This is a genomic window from Bacteroides sp. AM44-19, assembly GCF_003603395.1.
Taxonomy (GTDB): Bacteria; Bacteroidota; Bacteroidia; order Bacteroidales; family Bacteroidaceae; genus Bacteroides; species Bacteroides uniformis.
This window is the reverse complement of the sequence record NZ_QTNB01000011.1, coordinates 1-17,713: the sequence shown is the minus strand read 5'-3', so window position 1 is coordinate 17,713 and position 17,713 is coordinate 1. Positions and strand designations below refer to the sequence as shown.

Genomic DNA, 17,713 nt, shown 5'->3' with positions numbered 1-17,713 from the left:
GTCTTATTCTAAATAATATTTAATCTTGTCTCTTTTCACCGCCCGTTGGTACAAATCATCCTTCACTTGCTTCATGAATTCCACCTGCTTCACGTTCAGCAGCATATCCTTCACTTGCCTACGGGCAAACTCATAGGGTTCCTGCTCTCCCACCGGGCGATAATCGCTCACATTCAGGAAATAATGGAAAGCCGTATCCTTCAGCTCTACATGGCGATTCTTGTCCAGATACTCGTCCACATTAGGAACCTTCAAGGGCAGCATATCCAGCACTTCCGATACCGGCACCCATTTATCATAAAAATACTCATACTTCACAGCATTCTGCAGACTGTACTTTTCCAGATGTTCCACCGCCTCACGGGTTTCCGTCTTGTACCAGCGACGAACATTGCCCAGCTGCGGGGCTGTCAAAGGAACTTTGATGAACAAGCCTTTCATCAACGGACGTTCCACCTTGAAGAGCGCCTGGTTCTTCTCGTAATACTCCGTCAAGTCTTGTTCTGAAATCTCCTCTGATAGCCGCTGATGTATTAAAGCCTGCTGATAGGTATGCATTATCAATGCTTTGCGATAATTCTCCACAAGTTTATCAATCTCACCGTTATTGGGAATATTGCTCTGCGCTTTATCGTACAGCAAAATATCTTCCACCCAATTACGGATATAATGTTCTGCAAACAACAGACTGTCGTCTTTGGACAAACCGGCAGGAAGTACCGATTGCAAATCTTCCCGGTAAAGGAAATTGCCGTCCAACTCCACTAACGGTGTCCACCCTTTATGGTCGTGCTGCTCGCTGCACGCCGCACAGAGAAGGAAAATTAAAAGCCCAAAGCAGGTTGTTCGCATCACCAACTGATATTTACTTCGTTTTGAGGTACGAAGATAGTGTTTTAATCGGTTGCATCAGTGATTATTAACGGTTTTTAAAACCTCTTGGTCAATTTCAACCTTACCGGCAGCACGCAACTTTGCCACCCAATGCGTTTCCAAATAGTTCCGATAAGCGGTTACGAGCGGCTCTCGCACCTCTTGCCAACTATCTGGTCCCTTCTGCTTACGACCTTGTACAGCAGTAAAGGGAAATGACAAAACCGGGGTTGCATTCTTCCCTTTGAACACCAATTCATCCACATATGCATTATCACCGGGAGCAAATAATCCTTGCTCTGCCCGCACCTTGGGAGTATCGCCGGCATTGAAAGTGAGACGGATGGCATCCATCCACTCCTCTTCCGGAATCTGTTTCAGAAATTTCCGTACTTGCTTCGCCACCCGCTTGGTAGTACAATGCAGCACAATACCCTTATAACGCGGTTCGTCCCAATGGAAGTCCGAACGGTGCGCCTCAAAATATGCTTTCAATCCCGCTTCATCCACCACACTCCTCTTTCCCACTTCACGGTCAGTGATTTCGGCAAGCAACATGCTGTCACGATGCCCCTGCACCAACGCACAGAATTCGGGATGCTTCAATTCCAGACGGGAGTTTTCATAGTCCAGAATCGTTTTTACTGTAAAAGCCTCCAACTGTCTGCGCGTCCCTGCCGGATAAACAGCGGCAAATCCGGCAAACTCTTTTCCACCGTATGCCTTGCCATCCAGTGTAAACAATACACGGGAAGTACTTCCTTTGGCCAGCAGTTCGTCGATACCGGCTTTATCCGGCATATAGTGATATTCTTTCTTCAGTTTATCCACAAAAGCCCGCGTTCCTTTATCCATTCCATGACGACGGGTTTGACAACGGATTATCTTGTCCTTCATCCTCTCAAAAGGAAGGATTTCCTGCTGTTCGAGTACTTTCACGATATGAATGCCTTGAGGAGTGAGGAACGGACGGGAAATCTCTCCGGCATTCAACCCGAATACAATATCCTCAAACTCCACCGGCATCTGCAGCCAACCCACCCAAAACGCTTTCTTCTCATCGGAAAATTGCTCGACGCAAGCATCGAAAGACGGCACAGCTCCCCCTTCCTTTGCAAGAGCCCTGTAGATAGAATCCATCCTGGACTCCATCTCACGCAAGGTATGACCGGAAATATTCTGGGGAAGATATTTAAAAATATGCTTCACATATACCCGGCCCGCACGCCGGCCGGATTTCATCTTGTCATAATACTGCCGTGCCTCCTGCTCTGCCGTCTCCTCATCTGTCAAGTATGATTTAATCAGACAGCGGCGATACTCATCCTGCTCCTTCTGGAAGACACGGGAAGTATCCAATCCCGCAACTTCGGCAGCCTCTATTTTCAGCCTGAAGTCTATAAACTTATTCACATATGCATCCAATGCCTTCCGGCCTGCACCGACAGAGGTACCGCCCTTATTATAGCTACGTTCGAATTCAGAACGGAGGACCTCCTTTCCATTGATACGCATCAGTACCGGATCGTCCTGGGCCGAAACAGCCAATCCGAACCCGAGGAAGAAAAACACCCAAAACAATCTAACCATAAGCACCATCCGTTCTTTTTATACGGCTGCAAATATAAACAAAATGCCCGGAAAGCGGCAATCTCTCTCCGGGCATTCACTATTATTTTGTTATTATCTTACTCTGGACGGCTATAGTTCGGTGCCTCACTGGTTATAGATACATCATGCGGATGGCTTTCGAGTACACCTGCATTAGTAATGCGGGTAAACTTGGCATCGTGCAGTTTCTCTATATTGGCTGCACCGCAATAGCCCATACCGGCACGCAGACCGCCAACCAACTGATAAATCACTTCATACAAAGTACCTTTATAAGGAACGCGGGCAGCAATGCCCTCTGGAACCAATTTCTTCACGTCACTGGTACCGCTTTGGAAGTAGCGGTCCTTGGAACCATTTTCCATAGCTTCCAGCGACCCCATACCCCGATAGGACTTGAACTTACGACCGTTGAAAATAATCGTATCGCCCGGAGACTCTTCCGTTCCGGCAACCAGCGAACCGATCATCACGCTGTAACCACCGGCAGCCAACGCCTTCACCACATCGCCCGAGTAACGCAAACCGCCATCGGCAATCAAAGGAATACCCGTGCCCTTCAGTGCCTTTGCCACATCATAAACCGCAGACAACTGAGGAACACCCACACCGGCAACTACACGGGTAGTGCAGATGGAACCCGGACCGATGCCCACCTTTACTCCATCAGCACCAGCCTCGACCAATGCCTTCGCAGCTTCACCGGTAGCAATATTACCAACAACAATATCAATATGAGGGAAGTTAGCCTTGGCTTCTTTCAATTTTTCAATAACCCCCTTGGAATGTCCGTGAGCCGTATCAATGACAATGGCATCCGCCCCTGCATCCACCAAAGCCCGCATGCGCTCCAAAGTGTCATTCGTCACTCCCACTCCGGCAGCAACGCGCAGACGACCTTTGCTATCCTTGCACGCCATAGGTTTATCCTTTGCCTTGGTAATATCCTTATAGGTAATCAGACCTACCAATTTGTTGTCTTTATCTACTACCGGCAACTTCTCGATTCTATGTTCTTGCAGAATTTGAGAAACAGCCTCCATATCCGTCGTAGGATTGGTAGTAATGATGTTCTCCTTAGTCATTACCTCATCGATACGCTTATTCATATCTTTCTCAAAACGAAGGTCACGATTGGTAACAATGCCTACCAAATATCTTTCATCATCTACCACCGGAATACCACCAATCTTGTATTCAGCCATCAAAGCCAGCGCATCAGCTACCGTAGAACCTCTCTTGATAGTCACCGGGTCATAAATCATACCGTTTTCGGCACGCTTCACAATAGCTACCTGACGTGCCTGCTCCTCAATGGACATATTCTTATGAATAACTCCGATACCACCTTCGCGGGCAATGGCAATAGCCATCTTCGCTTCGGTAACCGTATCCATGGCAGCAGTTACAAACGGGATTTTTAACTCAATGTTTCGTGAAAACTTAGTCGAGAGTTCGACTGTTTTGGGCAAGACTTCAGAATAAGCGGGGATTAACAGTACGTCGTCATAAGTTAATCCATCCATTACAATCTTATCAGCAATAAATGACATAGGGCTATGCGTTTAAAATTTATTGCGTGCAAATATACGGTTTTTATTCCATTCCGTATACTTGCACGCAACATTTTTTTCTTTTTTATCAACTAAAACCAATCAGTTTGCCATCTCTGAAATAAACTTGATGCGTACCAAACGTACCTCTTCTTCCGTAAAGTCATCACCCAACTCATCCAGAGCATCGTCAATCTTATCAGTGGTAGATTCCTTGAAATAATCATAGATATCCAGCAAGTGGTCTTCATCCATAATATCCTCCAAGAAATAGTCGATATTCAATTTCGTTCCGGAGTAGACGATAGCTTCTATCTCATCCAGCAGCTCTTCAAACTCAATGCCCTTTGACATGGCAATGTCATCCAATGCCACCTTACGGTCAATGGCCTGAATGATGGCCACCTTCATTTTTGACTTATTGGCCACAGTACGCACACGCAAGTCCTCGGGACGTTCAATCTCATTCTCCTCACAGTGCCGCTTAATGAGTTTACAGAATTCCTCGCCGTAGCGTTTTGCCTTTCCGGCTCCTACACCCGGTATGTTCTGCAACTCGTCCAAAGTCACCGGATATATGGTCGCCATCGCTTCCAAAGACGGGTCTTGGAAAATGACATAAGGAGGCACTTCCAACTTCTTGGACAACTTCTTTCGTAAGTCCTTCAACATGGAGTACAATGCCGGGTCTACCGCACACGCACCGCCTCCACGTGCAGGTGCTTCCTCTTCCACATCCTCAAAGTCATTGTCTTCCACTATTTTGAATGATTTGGGATGTTTAAGGAACTTCTTACCGTCATCTGTCACTTTCAGCAAGCCATAGTTTTCGACATCCTTACTCAGGTAACCGGCAATAAGTGCCTGACGGATCACAGCATTCCACGTTTTGTCTTCTTCGCCCATACCAGAGCCGAACACTTCGAGATCTTCATGCAGATGCGCCTGCACTTCTGAAGTTTCCTTACCTTGTATTATGTCTATAATATAGTCCGCTTTAAAATTTTCTTTCACCGCGAGAATAGCTTCAATCACGGTACACAATAATTCTTGAGCTTCCACTTGTTTTTTCGGATTTAAACAATTGTCACAATTACCACAATTTTCTTCTATATATTCTTCGCCGAAGTAATGAAGCAATGCTTTTCGGCGGCATACGGAAGATTCGGCATACGCAGCAGTCTCCAGCAGAAGCTGCTTGCCAATTTCCTGCTCTGCTACAGGTTTGCCTTGCATAAACTTCTCGAGCTTCTGCAAGTCTTTATTGGTATAGAAAGTAATACACTGCCCTTCTCCTCCATCTCTTCCGGCACGTCCGGTCTCCTGGTAATATCCTTCCAGACTTTTGGGTATATCGTAATGGATGACATAGCGCACATCCGGTTTGTCAATCCCCATACCAAAAGCAATGGTAGCTACAATCACATCAATTTTTTCCATCAGGAAATCATCCTGGTTCTGTGTTCGTGTAGCCGAATCCATTCCGGCATGATAGGCACGGGCATTGATTCCGTTTGCCTGCAGGATTTCAGCAAGTTCCTCCACTTTCTTCCGGCTCAGGCAATAGATAATGCCTGACTTTTCGGGATTGTTCTTAATGAACTTGATGATGTCCCGGTCTACATTTGCAGTCTTGGGGCGTACCTCATAATAGAGATTCGGGCGGTTGAACGATGACTTGAACACCTGCGCATCCACCATACCCAGATTCTTCTGGATGTCATGCTGCACTTTCGGTGTAGCCGTCGCAGTCAACGCTATCAGAGGGGCTTTTCCTATTTCATTGATAATGGGACGGATGCGGCGATACTCAGGACGGAAGTCATGACCCCATTCAGAAATACAATGGGCTTCGTCCACGGCATAGAACGAAATCTTCACCGTTTTCAGAAACTCCACATTCTCTTCCTTCGTCAGTGATTCCGGAGCTACATACAACAGCTTTGTCTTACCACTGAGTATGTCGGACCGGACCTGGTCTATCGCGCTCTTGTTTAGGGAAGAATTGATGAAGTGGGCTATCCCATCCTCTTCGCTGAAGTTACGCATCGCATCGACCTGATTCTTCATCAAGGCAATCAGAGGAGAAATCACGATACCCGTGCCCTCCATCAACAAGGACGGCAGTTGGTAGCACAAAGATTTTCCACCACCGGTAGGCATCAACACGAATGTATCATTACCCGCCAACAGATTCTCTATGATTGCTTCCTGATTTCCTTTAAATGTATCGAACCCGAAGTATTTCTTCAGCTGGTCTATCAAATTAATCTTCTTCCCTGCCATGATTCATTAGGTTGTTGTTTATTGAGTTAACTTTTAATAGTGGTACTCCGCCTTGTTTTCACAAAGAACCCTAACAAAGTTATAAACAACTTCTTAAATTTCAAGCATAATCCATCGAATATTTTTCAATAAAAAGTAAAATAGTCGGTTTTACCCCGTATTACCATCTGATTCTTAAGCACTTTGCAGTCGTGCTATATTTGCCTTTTCAAGCTGGCGCTTGGCGTAGTCCAACGTCACAACAAAATTGTCCTTCTGTTCTGACGGAATTTCGAACATGGCATCCATCATAATTGTCTCCACAATGGAACGCAAGCCGCGGGCTCCCAACTTATATTCTACCGCTTTATCCACGATATATTCAAATACAGCATCTTCAAACGTCAGCTTCACATTGTCCATCTCAAACAGTTTGATGTATTGCTTGATGATGGAATTCTTCGGTTCCGTAAGAATGGAGCGCAATGCCGCACGGTCCAACGGATTCAGATAAGTCAGCACCGGAAGGCGGCCGATAATCTCGGGAATCAGTCCGAACGACTTCAAATCCTGCGGAGCAATGTACTGCATCATGTTGCTCTTATCAATGGTTGCCGTATTGCGTACAGCGCTATACCCGACAACGTGCGTATTCAGCCGCTGGGCAATTTTCTTTTCAATGCCATCGAAAGCCCCACCGCAAATGAACAGAATATTCTTGGTATTGACCGGAATCATTTTCTGGTCGGGATGCTTGCGCCCACCCTGGGGAGGCACATTCACCACAGAACCTTCCAGCAGTTTCAGCAATCCCTGCTGCACGCCTTCACCACTCACATCACGGGTTATGGAAGGATTATCACCCTTGCGCGCTATTTTGTCTATCTCATCAATAAACACGATACCTTGCTCTGCCTCGGGCACGTTATAATCCGCCACCTGGAGCAGACGTGTCAAAATGCTTTCAATGTCCTCACCCACATAACCTGCCTCTGTCAGAACTGTTGCATCTACAATAGTAAAAGGAACATGCAGCAACTTTGCGATAGTACGCGCCAATAACGTCTTTCCCGTACCGGTACTGCCTACCATGATGATGTTCGATTTTTCAATCTCCACATCATCACCGCCGTCCTTCTGGAGCAGACGTTTGTAATGGTTGTACACCGACACAGACAAGAAACGCTTGGCATCGTCCTGACCAATGACATATTGATCGAGGAACTTCTTTATTTCTACGGGTTTAGGAAGTTCTTTCAGATTCAGCTTCGTGGCACTTGCCTTCTTGCCAGCCCCCAAAGCCTCCTGAGTAATCTCATAAGCCTGGGTGGCGCAACTGTCGCAGATATAGCCATTCATCCCCGTTATGAGAAATCCGACTTCATCTTCGGTGCGACCGCAAAAACTGCATCTATTTTTATTCTTTCTTGAATCTGCCATATTTATTTTTTAATCAAAACCTCATCTACCATACCATATTCTTTGGCTTCCTGGGCTGTCATCCAGTAGTCACGGTCAGAATCTGCCCATACCTTGTCAAAGGGAGTGTGGGAGTGGTCGGCGATAATGGTATAAAGTTCTTTCTTCAACTTCTGGATTTCACGTGCCGTGATTTCAATATCTGAGGCCTGCCCCTGGGCACCTCCCATCGGCTGGTGTATCATCACGCGGGAGTGGGTCAATGCGGAGCGTTTGCCTTCGGCACCGGCAACCAGCAATACGGCTGCCATGCTTGCCGCCATTCCAGTACAGATGGTAGCCACATCACTACTGATGAACTGCATGGTATCATAAATACCCAGACCGGCATATACCGAACCGCCCGGCGAATTGATATAGATGGAAATATCCTTGCCCGGATCCACCGAATCCAGATAAAGCAACTGAGCCTGCAAAGTATTGGCTGTATAGTCATCAACCTGCGTACCGAGGAAAATGATGCGGTCCATCATCAGACGGGAAAACACGTCCAACTGCGTTACATTGAGCTGGCGTTCCTCGAGGATATAGGGATTCAAATAGCCGGCTTGTGATTTAATCACATCGTCCAGCACCAAACTGTTCATACCAAGATGCTTGGTAGCGTATTTTCTAAAATCATCCATTTCTTTCTATTTTTTAATTTATAAGGATACAAAGAAACAAAAAAGAACACAGAGACACAAAAAAACACAGAGTTATAGTTTGTCAAACTCTGTGTTTCTTTATAAATTTTAGCCGTAGGCTCACATTACTCTTATGCAAACATCTTATTGAACTCTTCAGCAGAAACGTTCTTATGCTCCAGTTCCACCTGAGACTTCAATGCTGTAGCCAATTTAGATTCAACCACACGATTAACCAAGCCTTCTATGCTCTCTTTCTTCTTAAGCATTTCCTTTGAGTAGTTTTCCAGGATTTCTTCAGGCACACTCATCATACCATATTGTGCAAACTGTGCGCGGGTAGCTTCCTTAGCCATGTTTGTGATGTCTTCCTGCTCAACCTTGATATCATTGGCTTTCACCAGCTGTTCTTTAATCAGGTGCCAAGTCAGCTCTTCGATGCTCTTGTCATAGTTGTCCTCTACAAAGCTTTCTTCCTTGTCAGGATTGTTCAGACGCATAATGCGCTTCAGTAATGCATCCGGGAATTCCAGCTTGCCTACTTTCTCTGTCAGCATCTTACGTGCGTCAATCAAGAACTTATAGTCACTGTCTGCCACGAACTGGTTGGCAATAACTTCCTTCACTTTGGCACGGAATTCCTCTTCCGTTTTCACATTACCTTCGCCAAATACCTGGTCGAAAATTTCCTGAGTCAAGTCACCCGGAACGAAACGTGTGATTTCTTCTACCTGGAAGCTGAAATTGGATTTTACTTCGGGAGCAGCTTCCTTGTCAATCTTCAATAAAGAAGACAATTCGGCAGCATTTCCGTCCCAAGCAGTATTCGGATTGAATACAAGCACATCGTTCACTTTTGCACCGGCAAAGATAGCTTTCTGTTCATCATTTTTCATGTACGAAGGCATCATTACAGCACCTTCCACCTGAATACCACCCTCTTTGGTATTACCTTCTTCATCCAGTTCAGCAAGCAAACCTTTCAGCATGTCATTGTCCTCGTAAACGTCTACCTTGTCATACTTGCCGTTACGTTGAGTGTAAGCCTTGACCTGGTTATCCACCATTTCGTCTGTAACTTCAATAGTATAGTAATCTACCTTATCTTTTGCACTGACTTCAGCTTTAAATTCCGGAGCCAAAGCAATATCAAACAAGAATTCGAACTCTTCCATAGTATCGAAATCAATTTCCTGCTGCTTGTCTTCGTTGGGCAAAGGCTCGCCCAATATATTTACCTTATTGTCCTGGATATACTTATATACTGTTTCTGAAAGCAGCTTGTTCACCTCTTCAGCCAATGCAGACTTACCATACATTTTCTTAACTAAGCTCATAGGAACCATTCCCTTACGGAAACCGGGAATCTGTGCCTTCTGACGGAAGCTCTTCAATGATTTGTCTACTTTTTCCTGATAATCTGCTTTCTCAAGCTTTACAGTAAGCAGTGCGCTTACTTTGTCAATGTTTTGTAATGAAACGTTCATTCTGACAATTATTTATTTGATTTATACTTTGTTCCATATCTCAAATGGGCGTGCAAAATTAGCGTTATTCTTTCAATTATCAAAAGAACATTGCCGATTTATTTCAGTTTAATTCTTGGATAGAGCGGTAGAAGAGCCCAACCATCGGACTGACAACGGAGGACGTTTATGGGAAAGATACTCAGGGAAAAGACGATGATAAACCGAACCGTCCAGTTTCTATGAAGAGAAATGGGAGTTGCCCGAAGGCACGACAATCTACAAAAATAATTAAGGAAAAACATTGTTTATCCGAATTTTATGCGTTTCTTTGTCGCGGAATGATGGCGCATTAGTTTTTCGATTTCCATTACATGGTTTTTACTTCCGTTTTCAAGAACGCTTTTGTAAACTCTCTGTCGTTGTAATCCATTTATTATTCAGCCTTCCTTCCAAGAGAGTTTTATTCATTATATTTATTTTATCAATTTCATTATGAACATTTATGTTGGAAACCTTAACTACCGCGTTAAGGAGAGTGACCTGCAGAAGGCAATGGAAGATTACGGCACAGTATCTTCTGTAAAATTTATCAATGACCGCACCACCGGACGTTTCAGAGGCATCGCTTTTGTAGAAATGGAAGATGACGCTGCTGCAGCTAAAGCTATTGCCGAACTAGACGGTGCTGAATTCTTCGGCCGCCAAATGGTAGTGAAAGAAGCAAGACCTCCAAAATATTAATCATAGAGATTTAAGGAGAAATAAAAAAAGGCCACTGAATGAGTGGTCTTTTTTTATTTCTATCAATCGACAGTATCCGGGATTACTTCATAAAATCCTTGCGACGAAGTACGAAGCTATTACTCAGATACTTTTCACGTACAATCTTATTCTCGGCCAACTCTTCCGGCGTACCCTGGAACAAAATTTTTCCTTCAAATAGCAGATAAGCACGATCGGTAATGCTCAGCGTCTCCTGCACATTGTGGTCAGTAATCAAAATGCCGATATTCCTATCTTTCAACTTCCACACAATCTGCTGAATATCCTCCACTGCAATCGGGTCTACACCGGCAAAAGGCTCGTCCAACATAATAAATTTGGGGTCAATGGCCAGACAACGGGCAATTTCTGTACGGCGCCGCTCGCCACCTGACAACTGGTTACCCTTGTTCTTCCTTACCTTCTGCAAGCGGAACTCTGCAATCAGGCTCTCCAGCTTGTCTTTCTGATACTCCAAAGGCTTGTCGGTCATTTCCAGTACAGATGCAATATTGTCCTCCACACTCATTTGACGGAACACAGAAGCCTCCTGAGCCAGATAACCGATACCCGTCTGCGCACGCTTGTATACCGGATATTTCGTTATATCCAAATCATTCAAGAAGATACGTCCCTCATTGGGAGTAATCAGCCCTACGGTCATATAAAACGAAGTTGTCTTACCGGCGCCATTCGGCCCCAGCAAACCGACAATCTCCCCTTGCTTCACATCAATGGACACATGGCTCACTACCGTACGCTTTCCGTACTTTTTCACCAAATCCTCCGTACGCAGCACCATGCTACCTTCCTCCCGTGGCTCTGCCCCGGCAGTCAAGCTTGGTCCGGCCTGCAGATTTTCCTTAACTTCCTCTACATTGTCCTTTATGCCTTTTTCTTCTTCCATACTCTAAAGGTTTTCGCCGCAAATGTAGCAAAAATAAGCCGAAATAGTGTACATTTGCATTCAAATACTTATATGTCATGTTTAAAGCACTTAAGACAGTGGGACGATATATCATACTGATGGGACGCGTATTTGCCCGTCCCGAACGTATGCGTATGTTTTTCCGCCAATATGTCAACGAGTTGGAACAGCTCGGCGTGAACTCTATCGGCATCGTATTGCTGATATCGTTCTTCATCGGAGCTGTAATCACCATACAGATAAAGTTGAACATCGAGAGTCCTTTCATGCCTCGATGGACAGTGGGATATGTAACCCGAGAAATCATGCTGCTGGAATTCTCCTCCTCCATCATGTGTCTGATTCTGGCAGGAAAGGTCGGGTCAAACATCGCCTCGGAGCTGGGCACCATGCGAGTCACCCAGCAGATAGACGCCCTTGAAATTATGGGTGTCAATTCTGCCAACTATCTCATCCTACCGAAAATTGCCGCTATGGTGACAACCATTCCACTGATGGTGACGTTCAGTATATTCGCCGGTATCATAGGTGCCTTCTGTACTTGCTGGTTCGGCGGCATCATGTCGGCAGTAGATTTGGAATACGGCTTGCAGTACATGTTTGTCGAATGGTTTATTTGGTGCGGCATCATCAAGTCGCTGTTCTTTGCCTTTATCATTGCCAGCGTATCGGCATTCTTCGGTTACACCGTCGAAGGCGGTTCCATCGAAGTGGGCAAGGCGTCCACCGACTCCGTAGTATGCAGCAGCGTACTTATCTTATTCGCCGACCTAATATTAACTCAACTTTTAATGGGATGATTGAACTGAAAGGACTTTGCAAATCATTTGAAGAAAAAGAGGTACTGAAAGATATCAATGCCACTTTCGAGAATGGAAAGACCAACCTAATCATAGGGCAGAGCGGTTCGGGAAAAACCGTACTCATGAAATGTATCGTGGGTCTGCTGACACCGGACAAAGGAGAATTGTTGTATGACCACCGCAACTTCCTCGCCATGGGAAAGAAGGAAAAGAAAGCGCTCCGCCGGGAAATGGGAATGATTTTCCAAAGTGCCGCGCTGTTCGATTCCATGACGGTACTGGACAATGTGATGTTTCCACTGAACATGTTCAGCAACGATACCCTGCGCGATCGGACTCGTCGTGCCATGTTCTGCTTGGAGCGTGTAAACCTGATTGAAGCCAAAGACAAATTTCCCGGAGAAATCAGCGGCGGTATGCAGAAACGCGTAGCCATTGCCCGTGCCATTGCCCTAAACCCGCAATACTTGTTCTGTGACGAGCCGAATTCAGGACTTGACCCCAAGACCTCGCTTGTCATCGACGAACTGATACAAGATATAACCCGAGAATACAATATGACTACTCTCATCAACACTCATGACATGAACTCTGTAATGGGTATCGGAGAAAAAATCATCTATATTTACGAAGGACACAAAGAATGGGAAGGCAATAAAGACGATATCTTCACTTCCACCAACGAGCGGTTGAACAGTTTCATATTTGCATCTGACCTATTCCGGAAAGTCAAAGAAGTGGAGATACAGAACCTTGAAGGATAAAACCACACCTCATTTTCTAACCTATTACATAAGAAAGCGTCCGGAAGCTATGTTCCGGACGCTTTCTCTTCATAAAACCAGTTAATAGAATCGACTATATCATCACGATATATTTTACTTCTGCCGGATATAGATATTTATCGGAGTTCCGGTCAACTTCCATTTCTCACGCATCTTATTTTCCAGGAATCGTCTGTAAGGCTCTTTCACATATTGTGGAAGATTTGCAAAATAAACAAATGACGGCACCTGGGTATTGGGCAACTGCGTAATATACTTTATCTTGATATACTTACCCTTAATTGAAGGGGGTGGATACGCCTCGATAAGCGGCAGCATTTCCTCGTTCAAACGAGCTGTCGGAATACGCGTCATACGATTTTCGTACACATCACGCGCCTCTTCCAATACCTTCAGAATACGCTGTTTGGTCAGTGCCGAAGCAAAGATGATAGGAAAATCCACAAACGGAGCGAAACGGTTGCGGATAGCATCTTCGAAAGTCTTCATCACCTTCACAGTCTTGTCCTTCACCAAGTCCCACTTGTTCACCACAACCACCAGCCCCTTGGCATTCTTCTGTATCAAGGAGAAGATATTCAAATCCTGGCTTTCGATGCCACGCGTAGCGTCTACCATCAAAATACATACATCTGCATTCTCAATGGAACGAATGGAACGGATTACGGAGTAGTACTCCAAATCCTCATTCACCTTGTTCTTCTTACGGATACCCGCCGTATCTACCAGGTAGAAATCAAAACCGAATTTATTGTAGCGGGTATAGATAGAATCGCGCGTGGTACCGGCAATCTCCGTCACGATGTTGCGGTCTTCTCCAATAAAGGCATTGACTATGGAAGACTTTCCGGCATTAGGGCGTCCCACTACTGCAAAGCGGGGAATATCCTCGTCCAGAATTTCATCAGATTCCTTCTTGAACTTGCTGACGATAAGGTCCATCATATCGCCCGTACCGCTACCCGTTACAGCAGAAATACAATAAGGGTCACCCAAACCCAAGCTATAGAACTCAGGAGCATTGTATTGCAGTTCATGATTATCAGTCTTATTGGCAACCAGCAACACAGGCTTCTTGGCACGACGCAAGATGGCAGCTACCTGCTCGTCGAGGTCCGTAACCCCGTTCATCACATCCACCACAAACAGTATCACGTCGGCTTCGTCCACCGCCATCAATACCTGCTTACGAATCTCTTCTTCGAAAATATCATCAGAGTTCACTACCCAACCGCCGGTATCTACCACGGAGAACTCACGTCCCAACCATTCGGTCTTTCCATATTGGCGGTCACGGGTGGTTCCCGCTTCCTCATTCACAATTGCCTGACGTGTCTTGGTCAGACGGTTAAATAATGTAGACTTTCCCACATTGGGACGTCCTACGATTGCAACTAAATTTCCCATAGTTCACACTCTTTGTTTTTTGCGACTGTCACAGTCGTATGAATAACTCTTAATCCAGCTGATAACCAAAATTACGCAGTTCCTTGTCCGAACTCCGCCAATCCTTATCAACTTTCACAAACGTCTCCAGGAATATCGTTTTCCCGAAAAACCTCTCCAAATCACGGCGCGCTTCAGTAGCCACTTTCTTCAAAGCCTTCCCCTGCTTGCCTATGATAATACCTTTTTGCGAATCACGCTCCACATAGATTACGGCACTGATATGAATCTTCTTTGCCTCCTCCTTAAACTGTTCTACCATCACCTCCACCGAATAAGGGATTTCCTTATCGTAGTACAACAGAATTTTCTCACGGATTATTTCGGTCACGAAGAAACGCGCCGGCTTGTCCGTCCACTGGTCCTTGTCGAAATAAGGAGGTGAGTCGGGCAACAGCTCCTTCACCCGCTTCATGACATAATCCACATTAAATTTCGAAGTAGCAGAGATAGGAATAATTTCCGCCTTCGGCAGCAATTCCTTCCATGCTTCCACCAGTTCCACCAGCTTTTCCTGGTTGCTTAAATCAATCTTATTGATAAGCAGCAATACCGGAACGTCCAAGTGTCCTACTTTCTCCACAAAATCATTATGCTTGTCGGGAGTCTCAACCACATCTGTCACATACAGCAACACATCTGCATCCGCCAATGCCGAAGTGGAGAAATTAAGCATGGACTCCTGTAACTTATAGTTTGGCTTCAATACACCCGGAGTGTCCGAAAACACAATTTGCATGTCATCCGTATTATAGATGCCCATAATCCGATGACGGGTGGTCTGCGCCTTGAAAGTGGCGATAGAAATGCGCTCACCTACCAAAACGTTCATCAATGTGGATTTGCCCACATTCGGATTTCCCACGATATTTACAAAACCTGCTTTGTGCATGACTTCAGTATTTGAATTGAGACAAAAAAACGCATCGAATCGAAATAGGATGCGTTTTTATCATATTATATTTAGCAATAGTATGTTACTGCTTCTTTCCGTCGTATCCCCACTTCACATACACGGCTCCCCAGGTAAATCCTGCGCCGAATGCAGTGAAAATAAGGTTGTCGCCTTTCTTCAGCTTATCTTCAAAGTCCCAGATGCAAAGAGGCAACGTAGCAGCACTGGTATTGCCGTAACGTTCGATATTAATCAGTACTTTCTCACGAGGAACTTCCAGACGATGTGCCACAGCATCAATGATACGAAGATTGGCCTGGTGCGGAATCACCCAGTCAATGCTATCCTTTGTCAGACCGTTTTTCTCGGCAATGGCCGCGCTAACATCCGACATATTGGATACGGCATACTTAAACACAGTACGTCCTTCCTGATAAATGTAATGCATGTGGTTGTCTACAGTAAAATAAGAGGGAGGACAAACCGACCCACCCGCTTTCATATGCAGGAAAGGCAAACCTTTGCCGTCGGTTCTCAGAATAGCATCCATAATACCTACATCTTCTGTTGTCGGCTCGAGCATGAAAGCTGCAGCGCCGTCTCCAAAGATAGGACAAGTAGCACGGTCTGTATAATCAACCATTGACGACATCTTGTCGGCTCCCACAATGATAACCTTCTTATATCTTCCAGAACGGATGAAATTGGCCGCCGTCTCCATCAGATAGAGAAATCCGCTGCAGGCTGCCTGCAAGTCAAAAGCATATGCATTTTTCAGCCTTAGCTTATCACATAAAATAGAAGCTGTAGAAGGGAAATGATAATCCGGAGTGGAAGTAGCTACAATCACCAGATCTATATCATCCGGATCCGCGCCAGTACGTTGCATCAGCTGTTTGGCAGCTTTACGCGCCATATAGGAACTACCTAACCCTTCTTCATTCAGGATACGTCTTTCCTTTACTCCGATACGAGTCATAATCCATTCGTCATTGGTATCCACCATTCTTGAGATTTCGTCGTTTGTCAAGACGTAATCAGGTACATAACCGCCGACTCCTGTAATTACTGCATTTATTTTTTCCATTAAAATCTTGTTTACTTATAGAACTACTGAAACAACGGTAGTCTAAAAAGGTTTGCTTATTAAATTACAAATCTTTTTAGACGCCCGATATTCAAGTATAAGTTTTAGTCAAACTGACCGTAATTATACGGCAGCTTCCTTTTCAACTGCAAGCTTACCTCTATAGTAACCACATGCACCACATACAGTGTGATATACATGCCACTCACCACAATTCGGGCAAATAGCCAGTGTAGGAGCTACTGCTTTATCATGAGTTCTTCTCTTCGCAGTTCTTGTTTTTGACTGTCTTCTCTTAGGATGTGCCATTTTCTTTAATCTTTAATTGTTATCTAATATTTTCTTTAATTCGTCCCAACGCGGGTCTACCTGCGTTTCTTCTTCATTCATCAGCTCCACCTCTTCTTCCGGAGCAAATGTGTCCTCAGCCATATCATCATCCGGAGTAGTGCGCATATGCTTACTCAATTTGCTGGTCATTGCCTTGTTACACTTACCCGGAGCATGCACATGCTTCATGGGGATGGCCAAAGCTACAAACTCGTACATAAACCATGCTACATTAATCTCACCTTCCTCTTCGGGAATTACAATGAGATTGTCACCTTCTTCGGCATATTCATGACCGAACTTAACCAGCAGCTTATCTGTCGAGCTGACAAGCTGTTCCATATCGTCCAAACAACGGTCACATGGCACCCACACCATTCCGTCTGTCTGGAAGTTCAATTCGAAAGCACGAGATGTTTTCTTTACAACTAACACCACATTGACTTTACCCTTCTGCACTTCCGGTCCATCAATATTGGCAAAGAAAAGGTTGTCTAGCACAAACTCATATTTGCATGAATCTGCTTGCATACCTTTCAGGTCTATTTTGTATTTATCAAACTTTCCCAAAGCTTCTTTTGTTTATTCGGGCGACAAAGATACGAATAATTATCCTCATTATGTAGTATTTAGAGTAAAATATTCATTTTTTTATGTTCATTTCACCCTGATATCACTACAAATCAGCAGAAAACTCATGGCCTAAAACACAAGAACAATCCATGCCGGCATCCAAGTATATGTAAAGATATAAAACGAACAAAGCCTCCGTATCCTTATCAGACACGGAGGCTTCTTCTG

Annotated in this window: 16 protein-coding genes; 3 read left to right on the top strand and 13 right to left on the bottom strand. The window is 44.9% G+C overall.

Annotated features, from left to right (window positions below; genetic code table 11):
- Positions 1–3: 3 nt before the first annotated feature.
- The 7 genes from DW947_RS15080 to tig all read right to left on the bottom strand — a co-directional run bounded on the left by DW947_RS15080 (position 4) and on the right by tig (position 9,894).
- Positions 4–852, bottom strand: a complete 849-nt coding sequence (locus DW947_RS15080) for a peptidylprolyl isomerase (protein ID WP_005829565.1) — start codon at positions 850–852, stop codon at positions 4–6.
- A gap of 57 nt (positions 853–909) precedes the next feature.
- A complete protein-coding gene (locus tag DW947_RS15075) occupies positions 910–2,472 on the bottom strand; it encodes a peptidylprolyl isomerase (protein WP_005829563.1) in 1,563 nt (520 codons plus the stop codon).
- Between the two features lie 89 nt (positions 2,473–2,561).
- On the bottom strand, positions 2,562–4,037 hold the full coding sequence (gene guaB, locus DW947_RS15070) for an IMP dehydrogenase (protein ID WP_005829561.1): 1,476 nt from the start codon (positions 4,035–4,037) through the stop codon (positions 2,562–2,564).
- A 102-nt stretch (positions 4,038–4,139) separates the two neighbouring features.
- Entirely contained in the window at positions 4,140–6,323 is a 2,184-nt protein-coding gene (gene recQ / locus DW947_RS15065) for a DNA helicase RecQ (RefSeq protein WP_005829559.1), read from the bottom strand.
- A gap of 174 nt (positions 6,324–6,497) precedes the next feature.
- Positions 6,498–7,742, bottom strand: a complete 1,245-nt coding sequence (gene clpX / locus DW947_RS15060) for an ATP-dependent Clp protease ATP-binding subunit ClpX (protein WP_005829557.1) — start codon at positions 7,740–7,742, stop codon at positions 6,498–6,500.
- Between the two features lie 2 nt (positions 7,743–7,744).
- Complete coding sequence (gene clpP / locus DW947_RS15055; protein WP_005829555.1) at positions 7,745–8,407, bottom strand: ATP-dependent Clp endopeptidase proteolytic subunit ClpP; 663 nt, start codon at positions 8,405–8,407, stop codon at positions 7,745–7,747.
- 131 nt (positions 8,408–8,538) lie between these two features.
- Positions 8,539–9,894 carry a trigger factor gene (gene tig / locus DW947_RS15050; protein WP_005829551.1) on the bottom strand — a complete coding sequence of 452 codons (1,356 nt, stop codon included), beginning with the start codon at positions 9,892–9,894 and terminating at the stop codon, positions 8,539–8,541.
- Between the two features lie 474 nt (positions 9,895–10,368).
- Here tig and DW947_RS15045 point away from each other — a divergent pair, with 474 nt between their 5' ends.
- Entirely contained in the window at positions 10,369–10,617 is a 249-nt protein-coding gene (locus tag DW947_RS15045) for an RNA recognition motif domain-containing protein (protein WP_005829545.1), read from the top strand.
- 82 nt (positions 10,618–10,699) lie between these two features.
- Here DW947_RS15045 and lptB read toward each other — a convergent pair whose 3' ends face one another.
- Complete coding sequence (gene lptB / locus DW947_RS15040) at positions 10,700–11,440, bottom strand: LPS export ABC transporter ATP-binding protein (RefSeq protein ID WP_034523256.1); 741 nt, start codon at positions 11,438–11,440, stop codon at positions 10,700–10,702.
- 182 nt (positions 11,441–11,622) lie between these two features.
- On the opposite strand from lptB, the gene DW947_RS15035 reads away from it, so the two are divergent.
- A complete protein-coding gene (locus DW947_RS15035) occupies positions 11,623–12,366 on the top strand; it encodes an MlaE family ABC transporter permease (protein WP_005829541.1) in 744 nt (247 codons plus the stop codon).
- On the top strand, positions 12,363–13,133 hold the full coding sequence (locus tag DW947_RS15030) for an ABC transporter ATP-binding protein (protein WP_005829539.1): 771 nt from the start codon (positions 12,363–12,365) through the stop codon (positions 13,131–13,133). Before DW947_RS15035 ends, DW947_RS15030 begins: the two co-directional genes overlap by 4 nt.
- A gap of 114 nt (positions 13,134–13,247) precedes the next feature.
- Here the strand turns inward: DW947_RS15030 and der are convergent, their stop codons facing one another.
- The 5 genes from der to DW947_RS15005 all read right to left on the bottom strand — a co-directional run bounded on the left by der (position 13,248) and on the right by DW947_RS15005 (position 17,482).
- A complete protein-coding gene (gene der, locus DW947_RS15025) occupies positions 13,248–14,561 on the bottom strand; it encodes a ribosome biogenesis GTPase Der (RefSeq protein WP_005829538.1) in 1,314 nt (437 codons plus the stop codon).
- Between the two features lie 49 nt (positions 14,562–14,610).
- Complete coding sequence (era, locus tag DW947_RS15020) at positions 14,611–15,492, bottom strand: GTPase Era (RefSeq protein ID WP_016274452.1); 882 nt, start codon at positions 15,490–15,492, stop codon at positions 14,611–14,613.
- 85 nt (positions 15,493–15,577) lie between these two features.
- Complete coding sequence (locus DW947_RS15015) at positions 15,578–16,582, bottom strand: beta-ketoacyl-ACP synthase III (RefSeq protein WP_005829534.1); 1,005 nt, start codon at positions 16,580–16,582, stop codon at positions 15,578–15,580.
- A gap of 123 nt (positions 16,583–16,705) precedes the next feature.
- Entirely contained in the window at positions 16,706–16,891 is a 186-nt protein-coding gene (rpmF, locus tag DW947_RS15010) for a 50S ribosomal protein L32 (protein ID WP_004288267.1), read from the bottom strand.
- A 12-nt stretch (positions 16,892–16,903) separates the two neighbouring features.
- Positions 16,904–17,482: a DUF177 domain-containing protein gene (locus DW947_RS15005; RefSeq protein WP_005829530.1), complete on the bottom strand. Its 579-nt coding sequence runs from the start codon at positions 17,480–17,482 to the stop codon at positions 16,904–16,906.
- Positions 17,483–17,713: the final 231 nt, after the last annotated feature.

Excerpts from the sequence above, each read along its gene's own strand:
- DW947_RS15080 (WP_005829565.1), bottom strand. The coding sequence starts at position 852 with ATGCGAACAACCTGCTTTGGGCTTTTAATTTTCCTTCTCTGTGCGGCG.
- DW947_RS15075 (WP_005829563.1), bottom strand. The coding sequence starts at position 2,472 with ATGGTGCTTATGGTTAGATTGTTTTGGGTGTTTTTCTTCCTCGGGTTC.
- guaB (WP_005829561.1), bottom strand. The coding sequence starts at position 4,037 with ATGTCATTTATTGCTGATAAGATTGTAATGGATGGATTAACTTATGAC.
- recQ (WP_005829559.1), bottom strand. The coding sequence starts at position 6,323 with ATGGCAGGGAAGAAGATTAATTTGATAGACCAGCTGAAGAAATACTTC.
- clpX (WP_005829557.1), bottom strand. The coding sequence starts at position 7,742 with ATGGCAGATTCAAGAAAGAATAAAAATAGATGCAGTTTTTGCGGTCGC.
- clpP (WP_005829555.1), bottom strand. The coding sequence starts at position 8,407 with ATGGATGATTTTAGAAAATACGCTACCAAGCATCTTGGTATGAACAGT.
- tig (WP_005829551.1), bottom strand. The coding sequence starts at position 9,894 with ATGAACGTTTCATTACAAAACATTGACAAAGTAAGCGCACTGCTTACT.
- DW947_RS15045 (WP_005829545.1), top strand. The coding sequence starts at position 10,369 with ATGAACATTTATGTTGGAAACCTTAACTACCGCGTTAAGGAGAGTGAC.
- lptB (WP_034523256.1), bottom strand. The coding sequence starts at position 11,440 with ATGGTGCTGCGTACGGAGGATTTGGTGAAAAAGTACGGAAAGCGTACG.
- DW947_RS15035 (WP_005829541.1), top strand. The coding sequence starts at position 11,623 with ATGTTTAAAGCACTTAAGACAGTGGGACGATATATCATACTGATGGGA.
- DW947_RS15030 (WP_005829539.1), top strand. The coding sequence starts at position 12,363 with ATGATTGAACTGAAAGGACTTTGCAAATCATTTGAAGAAAAAGAGGTA.
- der (WP_005829538.1), bottom strand. The coding sequence starts at position 14,561 with ATGGGAAATTTAGTTGCAATCGTAGGACGTCCCAATGTGGGAAAGTCT.
- era (WP_016274452.1), bottom strand. The coding sequence starts at position 15,492 with ATGCACAAAGCAGGTTTTGTAAATATCGTGGGAAATCCGAATGTGGGC.
- DW947_RS15015 (WP_005829534.1), bottom strand. The coding sequence starts at position 16,582 with ATGGAAAAAATAAATGCAGTAATTACAGGAGTCGGCGGTTATGTACCT.
- rpmF (WP_004288267.1), bottom strand. The coding sequence starts at position 16,891 with ATGGCACATCCTAAGAGAAGACAGTCAAAAACAAGAACTGCGAAGAGA.